Source organism: Microbacterium sp. GW821-FHT01D02, from assembly GCF_059422585.1.
In genome coordinates this window covers 310,533-324,348 of record NZ_JBWKXB010000003.1, presented here as the reverse complement: position 1 = coordinate 324,348, position 13,816 = coordinate 310,533, and the positions used below count along the sequence as shown (strand labels likewise).

The 13,816-nt window shown below is 69.6% G+C and carries 13 protein-coding genes; 5 read left to right on the top strand and 8 right to left on the bottom strand.

Annotated features, from left to right (window positions below):
* Nucleotides 1-8: 8 nt before the first annotated feature.
* Nucleotides 9-1,487 (bottom strand): hypothetical protein, encoded by a 1,479-nt coding sequence (locus tag AC07VM_RS15090; RefSeq protein ID WP_494912014.1) that lies wholly within the window; start codon nt 1,485-1,487, stop codon nt 9-11.
* 161 nt (nt 1,488-1,648) lie between these two features.
* On the opposite strand from AC07VM_RS15090, the gene AC07VM_RS15085 reads away from it, so the two are divergent.
* On the top strand, nt 1,649-2,359 hold the full coding sequence (locus AC07VM_RS15085; RefSeq protein WP_267414783.1) for a DUF4191 domain-containing protein: 711 nt from the start codon (nt 1,649-1,651) through the stop codon (nt 2,357-2,359).
* Between the two features lie 80 nt (nt 2,360-2,439).
* Here AC07VM_RS15085 and AC07VM_RS15080 read toward each other — a convergent pair whose 3' ends face one another.
* Nucleotides 2,440-3,627 (bottom strand): RimK family alpha-L-glutamate ligase, encoded by a 1,188-nt coding sequence (locus tag AC07VM_RS15080; protein WP_029265073.1) that lies wholly within the window; start codon nt 3,625-3,627, stop codon nt 2,440-2,442.
* 18 nt (nt 3,628-3,645) lie between these two features.
* Between AC07VM_RS15080 and AC07VM_RS15075 the strand changes: the two genes are divergently transcribed.
* Nucleotides 3,646-4,137, top strand: a complete 492-nt coding sequence (locus tag AC07VM_RS15075) for an ATP-dependent zinc protease family protein (protein ID WP_494912011.1) — start codon at nt 3,646-3,648, stop codon at nt 4,135-4,137.
* Between the two features lie 10 nt (nt 4,138-4,147).
* On the opposite strand, the gene AC07VM_RS15070 is transcribed toward AC07VM_RS15075, so the two are convergent.
* Nucleotides 4,148-4,576 (bottom strand): RDD family protein, encoded by a 429-nt coding sequence (locus tag AC07VM_RS15070; protein WP_494912010.1) that lies wholly within the window; start codon nt 4,574-4,576, stop codon nt 4,148-4,150.
* Between the two features lie 147 nt (nt 4,577-4,723).
* On the opposite strand from AC07VM_RS15070, the gene glnA reads away from it, so the two are divergent.
* Nucleotides 4,724-6,148, top strand: a complete 1,425-nt coding sequence (gene glnA / locus AC07VM_RS15065; RefSeq protein WP_494912008.1) for a type I glutamate--ammonia ligase — start codon at nt 4,724-4,726, stop codon at nt 6,146-6,148.
* Nucleotides 6,149-6,236: 88 nt separating this feature from the next.
* On the opposite strand, the gene AC07VM_RS15060 is transcribed toward glnA, so the two are convergent.
* Genes AC07VM_RS15060 through AC07VM_RS15045 form a run of 4 tightly spaced genes read right to left on the bottom strand, consistent with a single transcriptional unit; the run spans nt 6,237 to nt 9,872 of the window.
* Complete coding sequence (locus tag AC07VM_RS15060; protein WP_494912007.1) at nt 6,237-7,232, bottom strand: serine hydrolase domain-containing protein; 996 nt, start codon at nt 7,230-7,232, stop codon at nt 6,237-6,239.
* 45 nt (nt 7,233-7,277) lie between these two features.
* On the bottom strand, nt 7,278-8,087 hold the full coding sequence (locus AC07VM_RS15055) for a tyrosine-protein phosphatase (RefSeq protein ID WP_494912005.1): 810 nt from the start codon (nt 8,085-8,087) through the stop codon (nt 7,278-7,280).
* Nucleotides 8,084-9,460 carry a hypothetical protein gene (locus AC07VM_RS15050; protein ID WP_494912003.1) on the bottom strand — a complete coding sequence of 459 codons (1,377 nt, stop codon included), beginning with the start codon at nt 9,458-9,460 and terminating at the stop codon, nt 8,084-8,086. The genes AC07VM_RS15055 and AC07VM_RS15050 overlap by 4 nt, the downstream gene beginning before the upstream one ends.
* A 37-nt stretch (nt 9,461-9,497) precedes the next feature.
* Nucleotides 9,498-9,872 carry a PLDc N-terminal domain-containing protein gene (locus tag AC07VM_RS15045; RefSeq protein ID WP_494912002.1) on the bottom strand — a complete coding sequence of 125 codons (375 nt, stop codon included), beginning with the start codon at nt 9,870-9,872 and terminating at the stop codon, nt 9,498-9,500.
* A gap of 222 nt (nt 9,873-10,094) precedes the next feature.
* Here AC07VM_RS15045 and AC07VM_RS15040 point away from each other — a divergent pair, with 222 nt between their 5' ends.
* Both AC07VM_RS15040 and AC07VM_RS15035 read left to right on the top strand, forming a co-directional pair.
* Nucleotides 10,095-11,570, top strand: a complete 1,476-nt coding sequence (locus tag AC07VM_RS15040) for a LuxR C-terminal-related transcriptional regulator (protein WP_494912001.1) — start codon at nt 10,095-10,097, stop codon at nt 11,568-11,570.
* 168 nt (nt 11,571-11,738) lie between these two features.
* Nucleotides 11,739-12,878, top strand: coding sequence for an AI-2E family transporter (locus tag AC07VM_RS15035; protein WP_267414812.1), 1,140 nt, complete (start codon nt 11,739-11,741; stop codon nt 12,876-12,878).
* Here AC07VM_RS15035 and AC07VM_RS15030 read toward each other — a convergent pair.
* The gene (locus AC07VM_RS15030; RefSeq protein ID WP_494911999.1) at nt 12,865-13,785 is read right to left on the bottom strand and encodes a diacylglycerol/lipid kinase family protein; all 921 of its coding nucleotides are present in this window, start codon (nt 13,783-13,785) and stop codon (nt 12,865-12,867) included. The genes AC07VM_RS15035 and AC07VM_RS15030 overlap by 14 nt on opposite strands.
* Nucleotides 13,786-13,816: the final 31 nt, after the last annotated feature.

Sequence of the window (13,816 nt, the reverse complement as noted above, 5' to 3'; positions counted from 1 at the left end):
CCGAGAGATCATCCTGGCTGGTCCGCGACGTCATAGACGTCGCGGACCAGCCATTTCTCTTGCACCCGGATGAGGACGAGCATCAGGCGCTCCTGAGGCGTGGGGTCGCCCTCGTCCGAGGCACCGCCGCCGGTGAGTCGGACCACGGCGACGTCCCCGTACTCATCGACCAGCTCGAAGGCGGCCGTGCGCCGGTCCACGGATTCGAGCGCGTCCTGGACGCCCTCTGAGCCCGGCGCGACACCGCCCGCACACGAGAGATCGCCCGCGGTACGGCACTCCGCGATCGTTCCCAGAAGGGCGGACGCAGCCCCCTGCGGATCATCGTCGGCCGACTCCCCCTCGCGCGTCCGCTCCGGCGACTCCGTGACGGCGTCATCCTCGCCGGCACGCTCCTCCGTGTCCGGCTTCTTCGACGGCGCCACGTCGCCCTCGCCAGCAGGCGGTGAGCTCGTCGGCTCTCGACGCGGGGTGTCCGCGGCCTCGCCCGACGTCCCGCCGTCCGGCCAGAGCAGTCCGGCGGCGAGCACGATCCCGGCGGCCGCCGCCGCGACGATCAAGGACGTGCGACGCCGATGCCCCCGAGCGGGCGCGGGCTCTGATCCAGGTATCGCGCGACGGCCCGTGATCGCACCACGGAACGCGACCGCGCGAGCGAGACCCGCCCCGACGGCAGCACCCACCGCTCCACCGAAGGCCCGAACGCGATCGACGACGCCCCGGCCCGGCCGAGAAGGCACGCGATCCGCCCGCAGTCGCTGCCGGCCCTGCGGAGTCACGGTCTCGCGCACACCCGCGGCCCGTGCGACCTCCCGCGCGCGCTCCGGCACGGGCATCCCCCGGTCGAGCGGCTGGGGCGAGGCGACCTCCAGCAGCTCGCGCTCCCACACCTCGAGGAGTTTGCGCGGAAGACGCGGCTGCGCGGCGGCCTTCTCCATGCCACGCTGCACCGCACCGAGCGCACGGGTCAGGACCTTGTCGCGACTGTCCGCTGCCAGGCGGGCGATGATCTCCCCGGCGCCCGCCCGGATGTCCGGCCCCTCCCCGAACACGAAGACCGGTCTTCCACCGTCCGTCAGCCACCAGACACCACTGCGCGTCTCCTCGAAGCCCGCCCCGACCTCGTCGAGACCGCGCAGCAGACTGATGACGAGGGTGCAGCACTCCCCCGGCGTGAGCGCGGCTCCGCCAGCAGCGCGGCGCACCAGGAACCCCAGCACCCGGTCCGTGCACCTCGGGAGCAGCACGTCCTGCCCTCCGCCGCGCCTGCTGACGTCGAAGGGCGCGGCGACGTGCTCCGCACCGGCGTACCGCCACCCCACCCACCCGCCGAGCGCCGCCGCATCCACCCGCACCGCCACGGCGTCGCCCGCCGTGACGAGTGTGCCGGCGAACGGCCCCTCCGTGCGATCGAGGGCACGCACCACCCGATGCGCCCGCGAGAGGAGCGCCGTCTCCCGACCGTCATCGCTGTCGACATCTGCCATGCGCCCATCACAGCGCACCGGACCGGACCCGCCGTCGCGTTCCGAGCCGACGCGAACGGATTCCGCCCGCGTCGTGAATGTGCAGGAGGAGTGCACACCCTCACTCCGCTCCGCGCGAACGACGGCATCAGGAACGCCGCAGACTCGGTAGGCTGGTCCCCATGGCAAAGCGTGCTCCTGAACCCGAAAAGCGTCCTGGGTTCTTCTCCCAGATCAAGTCCCTCTTCCGGTTCACACGTGAGGCCTACTCGTGGCTGCCCTGGGCGCAGGCCGCGATCCTCATCGGCGGTGTCCTGCTCGGCCTCGTCGCCGGCTACCTCATCCCCCCGTTCCAGATCTGGACCCTCGTCCTCTGGGGCATCACGGGTCTGATGCTGGGTATCCTCGGCGCCCTCTTCCTCATGACGCGACTGTCGACGTCTGCCATGTACACGAAGATCGACGGCATGCCCGGTGCCACGGGCCATGTCCTGAGCACGAGCCTCGGTCGCAGCTGGCAGGCGTCGGAGACGCCCGTCGGCATCAACCCGAAGACGCAGGAGGCCGTGTACCGCACGATCGGCCGCGGCGGCATCGTGGTCATCGGCGAAGGAGCACGCGGCCGTCTCACGCGTCTGGTCAACGAGGAGCGCAGCAAGGCGCAGCGCGTCGCGCACGGCGTCCCCATCACCGTCCTCTACGTCGGACACGGTGACGACGAGGTCGCGATCGCCGACCTCGCCAAGACCATCAAGAAGCTGCCGAAGGCGATCGACAAGGCCACCATGGCCGCCGTCATCCGCCGCGTGGACTCGGTGTCGCAGTCGCTGTCCTCGCTGCCGATCCCGAAGGGCATCGACCCCACGAAGGTGCGCTCGCAGCGTCCTCGTTGAGTCCCGACTCCGCAGCAGCAGAGAGCGCGGCCGTCCTCGTCTGAGGAGCGGCCGCGCTCTCTTTCGTCACGCCGTGCGCGTCATTCCGAGAGGGGCTGCCGAGGAAGACGGCGGACCTTCGCGCGGCGACGCCGGCGCTCGGGAACCATCGAACGCATCTCGTCGAGCTTGCCGAAGCAGAACAGCCGGTCGTCGGCCTCGAGGACCACGTGCTTGCGCGGGTTCGGGATCACGCTGACGCCGCGGTGGAGCGTGAGGACCGTGATGTCCCGCTCCCACAGCCCCGCCTCTCCCAGCGTCTTGCCGACCAGATCGACCGCGCCGTGCACCATGAGCTCGGCGACGCCGTAGCCCGTCGAGACCGTCAGGCGCTGACGCACATCGATCTCGGGGAATGCGACCTGTCCCGCGATGTAGTCGATGATGGCGCCCGCGACGTCGAGCTTCGTCGCCGTCTCGATGCCCTGCAGCCCCGGCGAGGAGTTGACCTCCATGACCAGCGGCCCGTCATCGCCCTCCAGCATGTCGACGCCGGCGACGCGCAGGCCCATGATCTGAGCCGAGCGCACGGCGGCGCGCTCGTAGACAGGGTCGAGCTCGATGGCCTCGACCGACCCGCCACGGTGCACGTTGGAGCGGAACTCGTCACCGGCCGCCGAGCGCCGCATCGCGGCCACGACCCGGTCTCCGACGACGAGCGCGCGGATGTCACGCCCGCGGCTCTCGGAGATGAACTTCTGGATGAGCACGTTCTGTTTGGTGGAGTGCAGGGTCTCGATGATGGCCTCGGCCACCTTCACCTGCGGAGCGAGGATGACGCCGATGCCCTGCGTGCCCTCCAGCAGCTTGATCACGACGGGGGCACCGCCGACGCGCTCGATGGCCGGACGCACGTCGGCGCGGTTGCGCACGAACGCCGTCGGGGGCATCGCGATGTTGTGCCGGGACAGGATCTGGTTCGCCCGGAGCTTGTCGCGAGCGCTGGAGATGCCGTTGGCCGTGTTCGGCGTGTAGACGTCCATCTGCTCGAACTGCCGCACGACAGCGGTGCCGAAGTACGTGATCGAGTTGCCGATGCGGGGCAGGATCGCGTCGTAGTCGCTGAGCTGGCGACCGCGGTAGTGCAGGTCCGGTTCATCGGCGGTGAGATCGATCGCGAAGCGCAGGGTGTTGAGCACCTTGACGTTGTGGCCGCGCTGCAGCGCGGCGGCGCGCAGACGCTGAGTGGAGTACGCCTGCGGCGCGCGGGAGAGCACTGCGATCTTCACGGGGGAATTCCTGCCAGGATGTATCAGGTGAGTAGGACTACCCCCCATTCAAACACCCTTACGGGGTGGCGAGAATGGGTGAGCCTGCCCGATCTCGGAGTCGACTGGCTCAAGGCCAAGATCGACACGGGTGCGCGCACGTCTTCGCTGCATGCCTTCGACATCGTCGAGTTCGAGCAGGACGGCCAGCCCTGGGTGCGCTTCAAGGTCAAGCCCTGGCAGGACAGCCAGGAGGACGCCGTCGTCGTCGAGTCCCCGGTCCATGACCGCCGTGCGGTCCGCAGCTCGTCCGGGCACGCGCAGGAGCGTCTCGTGGTCGAGCTGCTGATCCGGCTGGTGGACCGCGAGGTGCTCGCCGAGGTCACGCTGAGCAATCGCGACGAGATGGGCTTCCGGATGCTCATCGGACGAGAGGCGCTCCGTCAGGGCTTCTCCGTGGACCCGGCACGATCGTTCCTGGGCGGCCGCGCACCCCGCGAGGCGCGCCGCCGCAACCGCGGCAGGGTCTGACCGCCGCTTCTCAGGCGCGGATGAGCACCGTGCCGACGGCCTTGTCGTGCAGACCGCGCTGGTCCGTGTCCCAGATCACCGCGGGGACGACGACCACGAGCAGCAGGGTGCGCACGATCGGACGCCACAGCCCGATCCAGCTCCCGTCCATGCGGACGAGGCGCATCCCGAGGATGCGGTGCCCCGGGCTGCCGCCGGCGGTCGGGATGAAGAGGATCTGCAGGACCGCGAACACCAGCATCGGCGTGAACTGCGTGAAGCCGGCCTCGGTGGGCAGCGCGAACTGGTCGAATCCGAGGAAGCCGGTGGCGATGATGGTCGCCGCGGCGTAGTCGATCACGAGAGCGCTGATGCGCCGACCGGGGCGGGCGATGCTCCCGGTACCCGATTCCGGGAGTCCGAGTCGCTCACCGGGGTACGTGTTCACAGCATCCGTCACCCCTCCAGCCTACCGAGCGCGGAAAGTCCCGCCGTCGCCGCAGCGCCTGTAACACGCCCGAAACAAAGCGGATACCGTAGAGAAATCCCCCGTCCGTACTCTGCAGAGTGGCCGTGAAGCCATCGATCCGCATTACAGGAGTCGTACATGTTCAAAGATTCGTCCGAGGTACTGACCTACATCAAGGAGAACGACGTCAAGTTCCTTGACATCCGCTTCACCGATCTCCCGGGTGTGCAGCAGCACTTCAACATTCCTGCATCGACGGTCGACGAGGCTTTCTTCACCGACGGGCAGCTGTTCGACGGCTCCTCGATCCGCGGCTTCGCGAGCATCCACGAGTCGGACATGCAGCTCATCCCCGACGTCACCACCGCGTACGTCGACCCCTTCCGCGAGGCGAGCACCCTCGTGATGCTGTTCGACATCTACAACCCCCGCACGGGCGAGATCTACTCGAAGGACCCGCGTCAGGTCGCCAAGAAGGCGGAGAAGTACCTGACCTCGACCGGCATCGCCGACACCGCGTTCTTCGCGCCCGAGGCCGAGTTCTACATCTTCGACGACGTGCGCTACTCGGTCACCGCCGGCGAGAGCTTCTACAAGGTCGACTCCGAGGAGGCCGCGTGGAACACCGGTCGCGAGGAGGAGGGCGGAAACCTCGCCAACAAGACCCCGTACAAGGGCGGCTACTTCCCCGTCAGCCCGGTCGACAAGACGGCCGACCTGCGCGACGACATCACCCTCAAGCTGATCGAGGCCGGATTCATCCTCGAGCGCTCGCACCACGAGGTCGGCACCGCCGGTCAGCAGGAGATCAACTACCGCTTCGACACCATGGTCCACGCGGCGGACGACATCCTGAAGTTCAAGTACATCGTCAAGAACACCGCCAACGAGTGGGGCAAGGTCGCGACCTTCATGCCCAAGCCCCTGTACGGCGACAACGGCTCGGGCATGCACACGCACCAGTCGCTGTGGAGCGACGGCAAGCCGCTGTTCTACGACGAGGCCGGCTACGGCCAGCTCAGCGACATCGCGCGCTGGTACATCGGCGGCATCCTGGCGCACGCGCCGGCACTGCTCGCCTTCACGAACCCGACCCTGAACAGCTACCACCGTCTGGTCAAGGGCTTCGAGGCACCGGTCAACCTGGTCTACTCGGCCGGCAACCGCTCCGCCGCGATCCGCATCCCGATCACGGGCTCCAACCCGAAGGCCAAGCGCATCGAGTTCCGCGCGCCCGACGCCTCCGGCAACCCGTACCTCGCCTTCGCCGCGCAGCTGATGGCCGGCCTCGACGGCATCAAGAACCGCATCGAGCCGCACGACCCCGTCGACAAGGACCTCTACGAGCTCCCGCCCGAGGAGGCCAAGGACATCCCGCAGGTCCCGAACTCCCTGCTGGACTCGCTCGACGCCCTGGCGGCCGACCACCAGTTCCTCCTCGAGGGCGGCGTGTTCACCAAGGAGCTCATCGAGACCTGGATCTCGTACAAGTACGAGAACGAGATCCTCCCGATGGCCCAGCGCCCGCACCCGTTCGAGTACGAGCTGTACTTCGGGGTCTGAGCACCACCGCCGAGCTGCACGGAAGAGCCCGCCCCCGCGTCCGCGGGGGCGGGCTCTTCCGCATCTCTGTGCGGGACGGCCGCGGCGGTCAGCTCCAGTCGAGGGCGCCGATCACGGGCCAGGCGCCCTCCGAGGTGTTCGAGATGACCGTCCCCGTGACACCGGTCGCCGGGTCGTGCCAGGTGCGTACGGAGACCCCCGCGTCATAGCCCTCGAGGATCAGCACGTCGGACTCGGCTCCGCGCCAGAACCCGCGGGCGTAGCGCATGTCCTCTTCCTCGACGACGTGGAGCGGCTCGGTGAGCAGCTCGCGGGTGGCGCGGGACACGATCCGGTCCTCCGACAACGCCGACCAGAACGCCGCCAGGTCGGCGACCGTTCCGACCGCCCCGCCGTCGCCGCTGCCGCGCACCGGGAGATGGAGCACGTTCGTGCGATCGCCGTCGTCTTCGAGGTACCCGAGGGCCACATCGCCCGCGACCTCGTCGGTACGTGGATAGCCGCTCGACGTCATCCCCGCCGGCGCGAGCACCCGCGCACCCACGAGCTCGTGGAACGGCACCTGCGACACACGCTCCGCGATCAGCGCCAGGACGACGAAGCCGCTGTTGCAGTACGCGAACGCCGAACCGGGGGCGCTCACCTGCGGGCGCCCGTCGAGCACGGGGAGGAACGCTTCTGTGGTATCGAACAGATGCACCGGTCGATCGAGGACGTAGTCGCCGATGTCTCCGTCCTCTTCATCGAGGTAGTCGCCGATGCCGGATGTGTGGGAGAGCAGGTGCCCCACGGTGACCGCATCGTCGATGAGCGGGAGGTCGTCGCCGAGGATCGGCCGGACCGGAGCGTCGAGGGTCAGCGCCCGCTCGTCGATGAGCGTCCCGATCGCCAACGCCGTGAACCCCTTCGACATGCTCGCCAGTCCGCAGCGGTGATCGACGGTCATCTGCTGCTCCCGCGCGCGATCGGCGAACCCGTAGGCGCGGGCGAACGTCTCCTCGCCGGGACGATCGAGGCGGATCACCCCGCTGAATCCGGTGCGGAGCGCGGCGTCGTGCAGGGAGGCAGGGGCGTCGGTGACCATGCCCTTCACGCTATCGGATGCCCTCAGCGGGGCCAGGCGCGCCGCTCATCCCTCGTGGAGCACGAACCGTCGACGAAGCGCGTCCAGGTCGTCCTCTCCCAGTCCGAGGCCGTCTCGCGCGTAGCCCTCGACACCTCCGAACCGCGTGTGCGCCTCGTCGATCGCCGCGTCGAGGTACTCGCGCCGGACACCGAGCACCGGGAGCAGCAGCTGCGTGTCGACGCCCTTCTCCGCCGCCGCCGCGAGGAGGGGTTGCAGCGCCGGGAGCAGATCGGTGTTGGTCTCGAGGTGGTCGGCCCGCACGTCGTCCTCGCCGACACCGAGCAGCAGGAGCAGGGATGCCGCAGCCCAGCCCGTGCGGTCCTTGCCCGTGGTGCAGTGGAACAGGGCCGCGCCGGAGCGGCCCGGATCGATGAGGTCCAGGTAGAAGGTGCGATAGGCGGCGAGAGCCGACGGCAGGCCGACGATGTTGCGATACGAGTCGCGCATGAGGGCGATGCCGCGACCATCGCCCAGCGTCTCGGCGAGGCCGACGGGGTCGCTGCCGAGCTGACCGACGCCGGCCGCGACATCGGTCGTGCTGTCGGCGAGCACGTCCAGCCCGACGGATCTGACGCCGCCCGGCAGTCGATCCGGCGACGCGGCGCGCTCTCCGACCGTCCGCAGGTCGTACACGGTGCTGATGCCGAGGCGCCCGAACGTCGCGAGGTCTTCGCCCTCCAGCCGAGCGAGCGTCGCGGAGCGATACACGGCCCCTGTCCGCACCGTGCCCCCGCGGGCGGGGAGTCCACCCAGGTCGCGGAGGTTGGGTGCGGTGCGCAGCGGGACTCGACGATCGATCGGCGCGGTCATCATGCCTTCTCCTCTTGGGTGATCCTGGGCGGTGCGGACGGACGGGCGAGAAGCTCCAGCGCCGCGACGAGCAGCACCCCGACCACGGCGGTCCACACGATCGTCCCGGTCGCGAGGGGCCGCGAGAGCACCAGGACCGCGAAACACCCCACCGCGATCACGATGCGAAGAGGCAGCCGCCACCGGTGCAGCCACTCCCCTGTGGCCCCCGTGCTGATGCCGTGCCTCTCAGCGCTGCGTCGGATCCCCGCGAACGCCGCGGCACCCCTGAGCCGCACCGTGCGCGCCCATCCCCAGGGCCCGGAAAGCAGGGTGATGAGGAGAACCGTCGCCGCGAGTACTCCGACCACGAGCGCGATGTCGGACACCGAGCCCAGGATGCCCGTGTAGAGCGCTTCGGCCGCGTTCCGAGGGATGGTCGATGCGACGGCCAGCGCGAAGAAGCCCTGACCGATGCCGATCCCCGCGCCAACCAGCAGCATCGTGGCGAGCAGTCCCCCGGCTGCCCAGACCAGTGCCTGCGCACGCCTCCGCGCCACCGTCACGCCCGCGGCGACGAGCAGCAGCGACAGCCACGGCAACCAGATCCCCAGTGCCACCACGAGTTGATAGATCGCGAGGTAGAGGCCGACGGAGTCGGACTGGGCGATAGCGATCGTCCTCGAGATCTCCGGCACGTTCGCCGCGAGAGGGAACCCCTCGGCGACCAGCTGCTCCTTCACCGCGGCGATGATCGGCCCGAGCTGGAGGCTGATCTCCTGATCGGGACCGATCACGACCGCGGCATCCACCTGCCCACCCGCGGTGTTGACGAGCTGCGCATGCGTGATGGCCAGGGCGTCACGCCAGATCGTCGCAAAGGCGTCGGACCGGATGAACTCCGTCACGGTGCTGTCCAGGAGCCCCCGCACTCCGGACACGGCAGGAGCCTTCAGCAGCACCAGCGCCTCTCTCGCCCGCGGCGACAGCTCGAGCTCGTCCAGCCCGGCGAAGAGGTCGTCGGCGATCCGGTCGATGTCGACGGCCGCCTCGATCGCGCTCACCGCCTGATCCGCGACGAAGTCCTGCACCGCCGGGTCCTCGGCGAGCGGCGCGAAGGTGTCGACGAACGCCGCGGTATCGGTGAGCTCGAGCTGCGCCCACGTCGACACCACCGCGACCGGAGCCAGCAGCGTTCCCAGCACGACCAGCACCGTCGCGATCACGGTCCTGCCCCAGCCGCGCCCGCGCCGCCGCTTCTCCGAGGAGGCGACGACGTCGGTGGAGACCGCCACGCCGCCCGCCCGCTCCTGCTCGAGGGCGCGTGCGAGTTTGCCGTTCTCCGCGCGGAGGTTCGCCAGCTCTTCCTGCAACTGCGCGGTCGTCGCCTGCGACATCGGTCTCCTCAGGGTCGGGGTTCGACGGGAACTGCGCTCAGGCGAGAGCCTTGGACTTCAGCTGCTCGAACTCCGCCGCGGTGATCGAGCCGGCATCGCGCAGCGCGGCAGCGGCGGCGATCTCCTCCGCCGGCGTCTTTCCGGCGACCTCGCGGATGTACGACTTCGTGGCTTTCTCGGCCTCCCGTGCAGCCGTGCTGCTGCGCTCGGCCATGCCCTGGCCCCGCGCGATCAGGTAGACGAGCACGGTGAGGAACGGCAGGAAGATCAGGAAGACCACCCACACCGCCTTCCACCAGCCGTTGAGCGCGCGGTCACGGAACAGATCGCCGATGATCGCGAACAGCGCGAACAGGTAGCCGATGAAGACCGTGGCCCAGAGCATCCAGCCGAGTGTTTCCCAGAAGAGCATGCGCGTCGAGTTCCGTTTCTGTCAGGAGGGAACGCAGCGCGCGCCCAGGAGAGGAGTGAGGTCGGGTGGACGCCCGCCTCCCTCCGGAACCGGGCGCGGAGACGAGCGTCGCTGTCAGTCTGGCCCGTCGCCGAACAGCGGAATCCCGGTCTCATCCTCCGCGGATGAGACCGGGGGGTAATCCTCGACCTCGGCCCGTCGGAGCGCCGATATCGTGGGAGCGTGATCGAAGCCGTCCGCGAGGAACTCGCCTCCAGCTCCCCGGCGCACGCGCGCACGGTCCTGCGTCGGAACTGGCTCCGCCTCATCCTGGAATCGCACACCACCGAGCTCGAGCGCATGTGCCTCGCGCACCCCGAGCCGCACGACCCGCACATCCTCCTCATCCGGGCCTGCTGTCGCGACCTCCTCGGAGACTCCCATGGCGCGTCCTTCCTCCGCGGGCAGGGACTGCGCGTCGCGGATGACGACTTCGTCGCGTGCTTCACCGAGCTCCTGCTGGCGACCGACACGCCGTCGAAGGCCGCGGCCGCGGATCGCGCCAGAGCGGCCCTCAGCCAGTGCGGGCCGGACGACGACTACCCCTCCGCGCTCTTCCTCCTCGGCTGGACCGAGGTGCGTCTCCGTCGCGACCTCGCCGATGCGATCGGTCTGCTGCGATCCGCGGCCGCCGAGGCGCGACTGCACGAGCGCACCGAGACCTTCCGACTCGCGCAGTCCAACCTCGCCTTCGCGCTGACGCACGCCGGGCTGTTCACGGAGGCCGAGCAGATCCTCGACGCCCTTCCTCCCTCCCCCGTGCCGTCGGACTGGGATGCCTTCGAGGGTGGTCTCCCCCAGGCCAACCGCGGGTCCATCGCCTACTGGCGCGGCGACTACGACGAGGCCATCGTGCAGCTCGACGCGGTCGTCACCGACTCCGGTCCGGGGAACAACTTCGAGGCGCTGGCCCGCCTGTATCTGGTGCTGAGCCTGATCGCCCTGAAGCGCGAAGACCGGTATTACGCCGCGACGGGGCTGCTCCAGGGCGTGAGCCGGACCGACAAGCACGGCGTCCCCTGGGACACCCTGCGCCGCGTCGTCTCGGCCGCGCTCGCGCACGCCGAGGGACACGACGACCGCGCCCGGAGCATCGCCGCCCCCGCGCTCGCCCGACCCGGCGCCGCCGTCGCGCACGCGGTGCTCGCCGAGCTCTACCGCAGCCTCGGCGAGTCCGCACTCGCCGCGCAGTCGCTGCGGCTCGCCTCCGCCGGGGCCATGCCCCGCTACGCGCGCGTCAGCACGCTCGTCACCACCGCGGCGCTCCGCTCCGCCGCAGGATACGGCGCGGACGCGCACGAGCACCTCGACCGGGCGCTCGAGGCCGCGACGCCGGAGCGCATCCTCACCCCGTTCCTCGCGGACGATCCCCTGATCGGCGATCTCCTCAGCGCCCACGCGCACCGGGGCTCACGCCACGACGAGCTCCTCCGGACGATCCTCGAGCGCCGCGGGCGACTCGCACGGCTCACGACGGGGGTCCTCACGCGCCGGGAGAGCGAGGTCCTCGCCTGCCTGCGCACGACCATGACGGCGGAGGAGATCTCCGCGCACCTGGGCATCGCGTACCCGACCGTGAAGACCCACATCCGCTCGGTGTACCGGAAACTGGGCGTCACCTCGCGCCGAGAGGCCGTCCACTCCGCGGACGCCCGGTGACGGCGCACGCTGCCACCCTGCCGCCGATGCTCCCGGCCGGCGATGCTCCCGGGCGCGGCGCCAGGGGGCGTTCCGCAACCCTGCCGTGTCGCGGCTTGACCGCCGGGCATGCGAGTGATCAACTGGTGAGTCTGACCATCGAGTGGGGGAACCATGCGTCGTAGAAGAATGGCCGCGAACGCTCGCCGCGAAGTGGTGGAACCCGTCGCGACTCCGCAGCCGTCGAACGCCATCGCCGCCTATGCGCGGACGAACCCGTTCACGTTCGGTCTCCTCGGCGCCCTCGGTGTCCTCGTCGCGCTCGCGATCGGCGGCATCGTCGACCAGCTCGCCACCGTCCTCGTCTACGTCGGCGTGGCGATCTTCCTCGCGCTCGGGCTCGACCCGATCGTGCGTTTCATCGAGAAGAAGCTCCCGCGCCCCGCCGCCGTCACCATCGTGGTCGCCGGGGTGCTCCTCGCCTTCGCCGGCATCATCCTCGCCATCGTCCCGATCCTCGTCGAGCAGATCAGCAACTTGATCAAGGACGGCCCGAAGATGGTGGAGGACTTCCTGGCCAGCGACTGGTACAAGGACGTCAGCGGTCAGTTCGGATCGACGATCAAGGATGCCGGGCAGGGAATCCTCGACTTCGTCCAGAACCCCGACAACTTCCTCGACATCGGCGGCGGGGTCTTCGCCGTCGGCGCGGGCATCGCGGGCGGCATCACCGGGATCACGATCGTGCTGATCCTCACCCTGTACTTCATGGCCTCCCTGCGGAGCATGAAGCGCCTCGCCGTGCGCTTCGTCCCGGCCTACCAGCGCGACACCTTCGGCGAGCTGCTGGAGGACGTCTCCGGCGCCGTCGGCCGGTACGTGATCGGTCAGGCGAGCCTCGCGCTCATCAACGGCATCCTGAGCCTCATCTTCCTCAGCATCATCGGCGCCCCGGTGCCCGCGCTGCTCGCGCTCATCGCCTTCATCGGCTCGATGATCCCGCTCGTCGGAACGCTGACGGCGTCGATCATCAACTCGCTGATCTGCCTCTTCGTGTCGCCGCTGACCGCGCTCATCGCGATCATCTACTACCTCGTCTACATGCAGATCGAGGCATACGTCCTCTCCCCGCGCATCATGAGCAAGGCCGTCGCCGTCCCTGGCGCCCTCGTCGTGATCGCCGCCGTCGCCGGTGGTGCACTCGGCGGCATCCTCGGCGCCCTCGTCGCGATCCCGGTCGCGGCGAGCATCATCATCATCGTGCAGAAGGTGGTGTTCCCCGCCCAGGATCGGAAGCGGGTCGCACCGCCCGCCGTCACCGCACGGTGATGGCGCCCGCCTGAACCCGCACGGTGAAGGACGACACCTCGCCGATCTCCTCGCCGTCGATCTCGAACATCTGCGGCTGAGCCAGCTCAACGACGATCCGCTCCGCGGCGACGTGCCGCGTGGACTCCGTGCTCACCGCCTCCTTCTCCGCGCCGAGCAGACGGCGGATGCCGTTGTCCCAGACCACGGAGCGCACGGTGTCGAGCCACTGCAGGGCACCGTCGGCGCTGATCAGCAGCAGGTCGAGGCGGCCGTCGTCGAGCTCGGCGTCCGGAAGCAGACGGATGCCACCCTGGAGCATGCCGCAGTTGCCGATCAGCATCGTGTGACCGCGGACCTCCTGCGGCTCGTCCCCGTCCAGCGTGAGCGTGATGTCGGTCATCTCGGTGCCCGCGAGCGCCCGGCCCATCGCCTCGACGTAGGCGAGCCATCCGGCGCGGTCCTTCAGGTCGTCGTTCGTCTCCACGAGCATCTGGGCGTCCACCCCGAAGCCCACCATCACCGCGAAGGCATGCTCGTCGCCGTCGAGTTCGACCCAGCCGAGGTCGATGCGCCGCGGCTCGGCGTCGCGCACCCGGTCCAGTGCGGCGGGGATGTTGTCCAGCGGCACACCGAGGTTGCGCGCGAGCAGGTTCCCGGTCCCCTGCGGCACGATGCCCAGCGCGGTGTCGGTTCCGGCGAGGGCCTCGGCGACCGCCCGCACGGTGCCGTCTCCACCGACCGCGATCACGACGTCGCACCCCGCCTCGACGGCTTCCTTCGCCATGCCGCGCCCCGGGTCGTCCGGAGTCGTCTCCCACCAGCGAAGATCCGCTGTCTCCGGGAACGAACGGGCGACGGCGTCGCGCAGCTTCTCCTCGTCGATCTTCGAGGGATTCCAGACGATGCCGATGTTCTGTTGGCTCATGCCGCCAGCTTGGGCGAGAACCGGGCAAAGC

Excerpts from the sequence above, each read along its gene's own strand:
- AC07VM_RS15090 (WP_494912014.1), bottom strand. The coding sequence starts at position 1,487 with ATGGCAGATGTCGACAGCGATGACGGTCGGGAGACGGCGCTCCTCTCG.
- AC07VM_RS15085 (WP_267414783.1), top strand. The coding sequence starts at position 1,649 with ATGGCAAAGCGTGCTCCTGAACCCGAAAAGCGTCCTGGGTTCTTCTCC.
- AC07VM_RS15075 (WP_494912011.1), top strand. The coding sequence starts at position 3,646 with ATGTATCAGGTGAGTAGGACTACCCCCCATTCAAACACCCTTACGGGG.
- glnA (WP_494912008.1), top strand. The coding sequence starts at position 4,724 with ATGTTCAAAGATTCGTCCGAGGTACTGACCTACATCAAGGAGAACGAC.
- AC07VM_RS15060 (WP_494912007.1), bottom strand. The coding sequence starts at position 7,232 with ATGGTCACCGACGCCCCTGCCTCCCTGCACGACGCCGCGCTCCGCACC.
- AC07VM_RS15055 (WP_494912005.1), bottom strand. The coding sequence starts at position 8,087 with ATGATGACCGCGCCGATCGATCGTCGAGTCCCGCTGCGCACCGCACCC.
- AC07VM_RS15050 (WP_494912003.1), bottom strand. The coding sequence starts at position 9,460 with ATGTCGCAGGCGACGACCGCGCAGTTGCAGGAAGAGCTGGCGAACCTC.
- AC07VM_RS15045 (WP_494912002.1), bottom strand. The coding sequence starts at position 9,872 with ATGCTCTTCTGGGAAACACTCGGCTGGATGCTCTGGGCCACGGTCTTC.
- AC07VM_RS15035 (WP_267414812.1), top strand. The coding sequence starts at position 11,739 with ATGGCCGCGAACGCTCGCCGCGAAGTGGTGGAACCCGTCGCGACTCCG.
- AC07VM_RS15030 (WP_494911999.1), bottom strand. The coding sequence starts at position 13,785 with ATGAGCCAACAGAACATCGGCATCGTCTGGAATCCCTCGAAGATCGAC.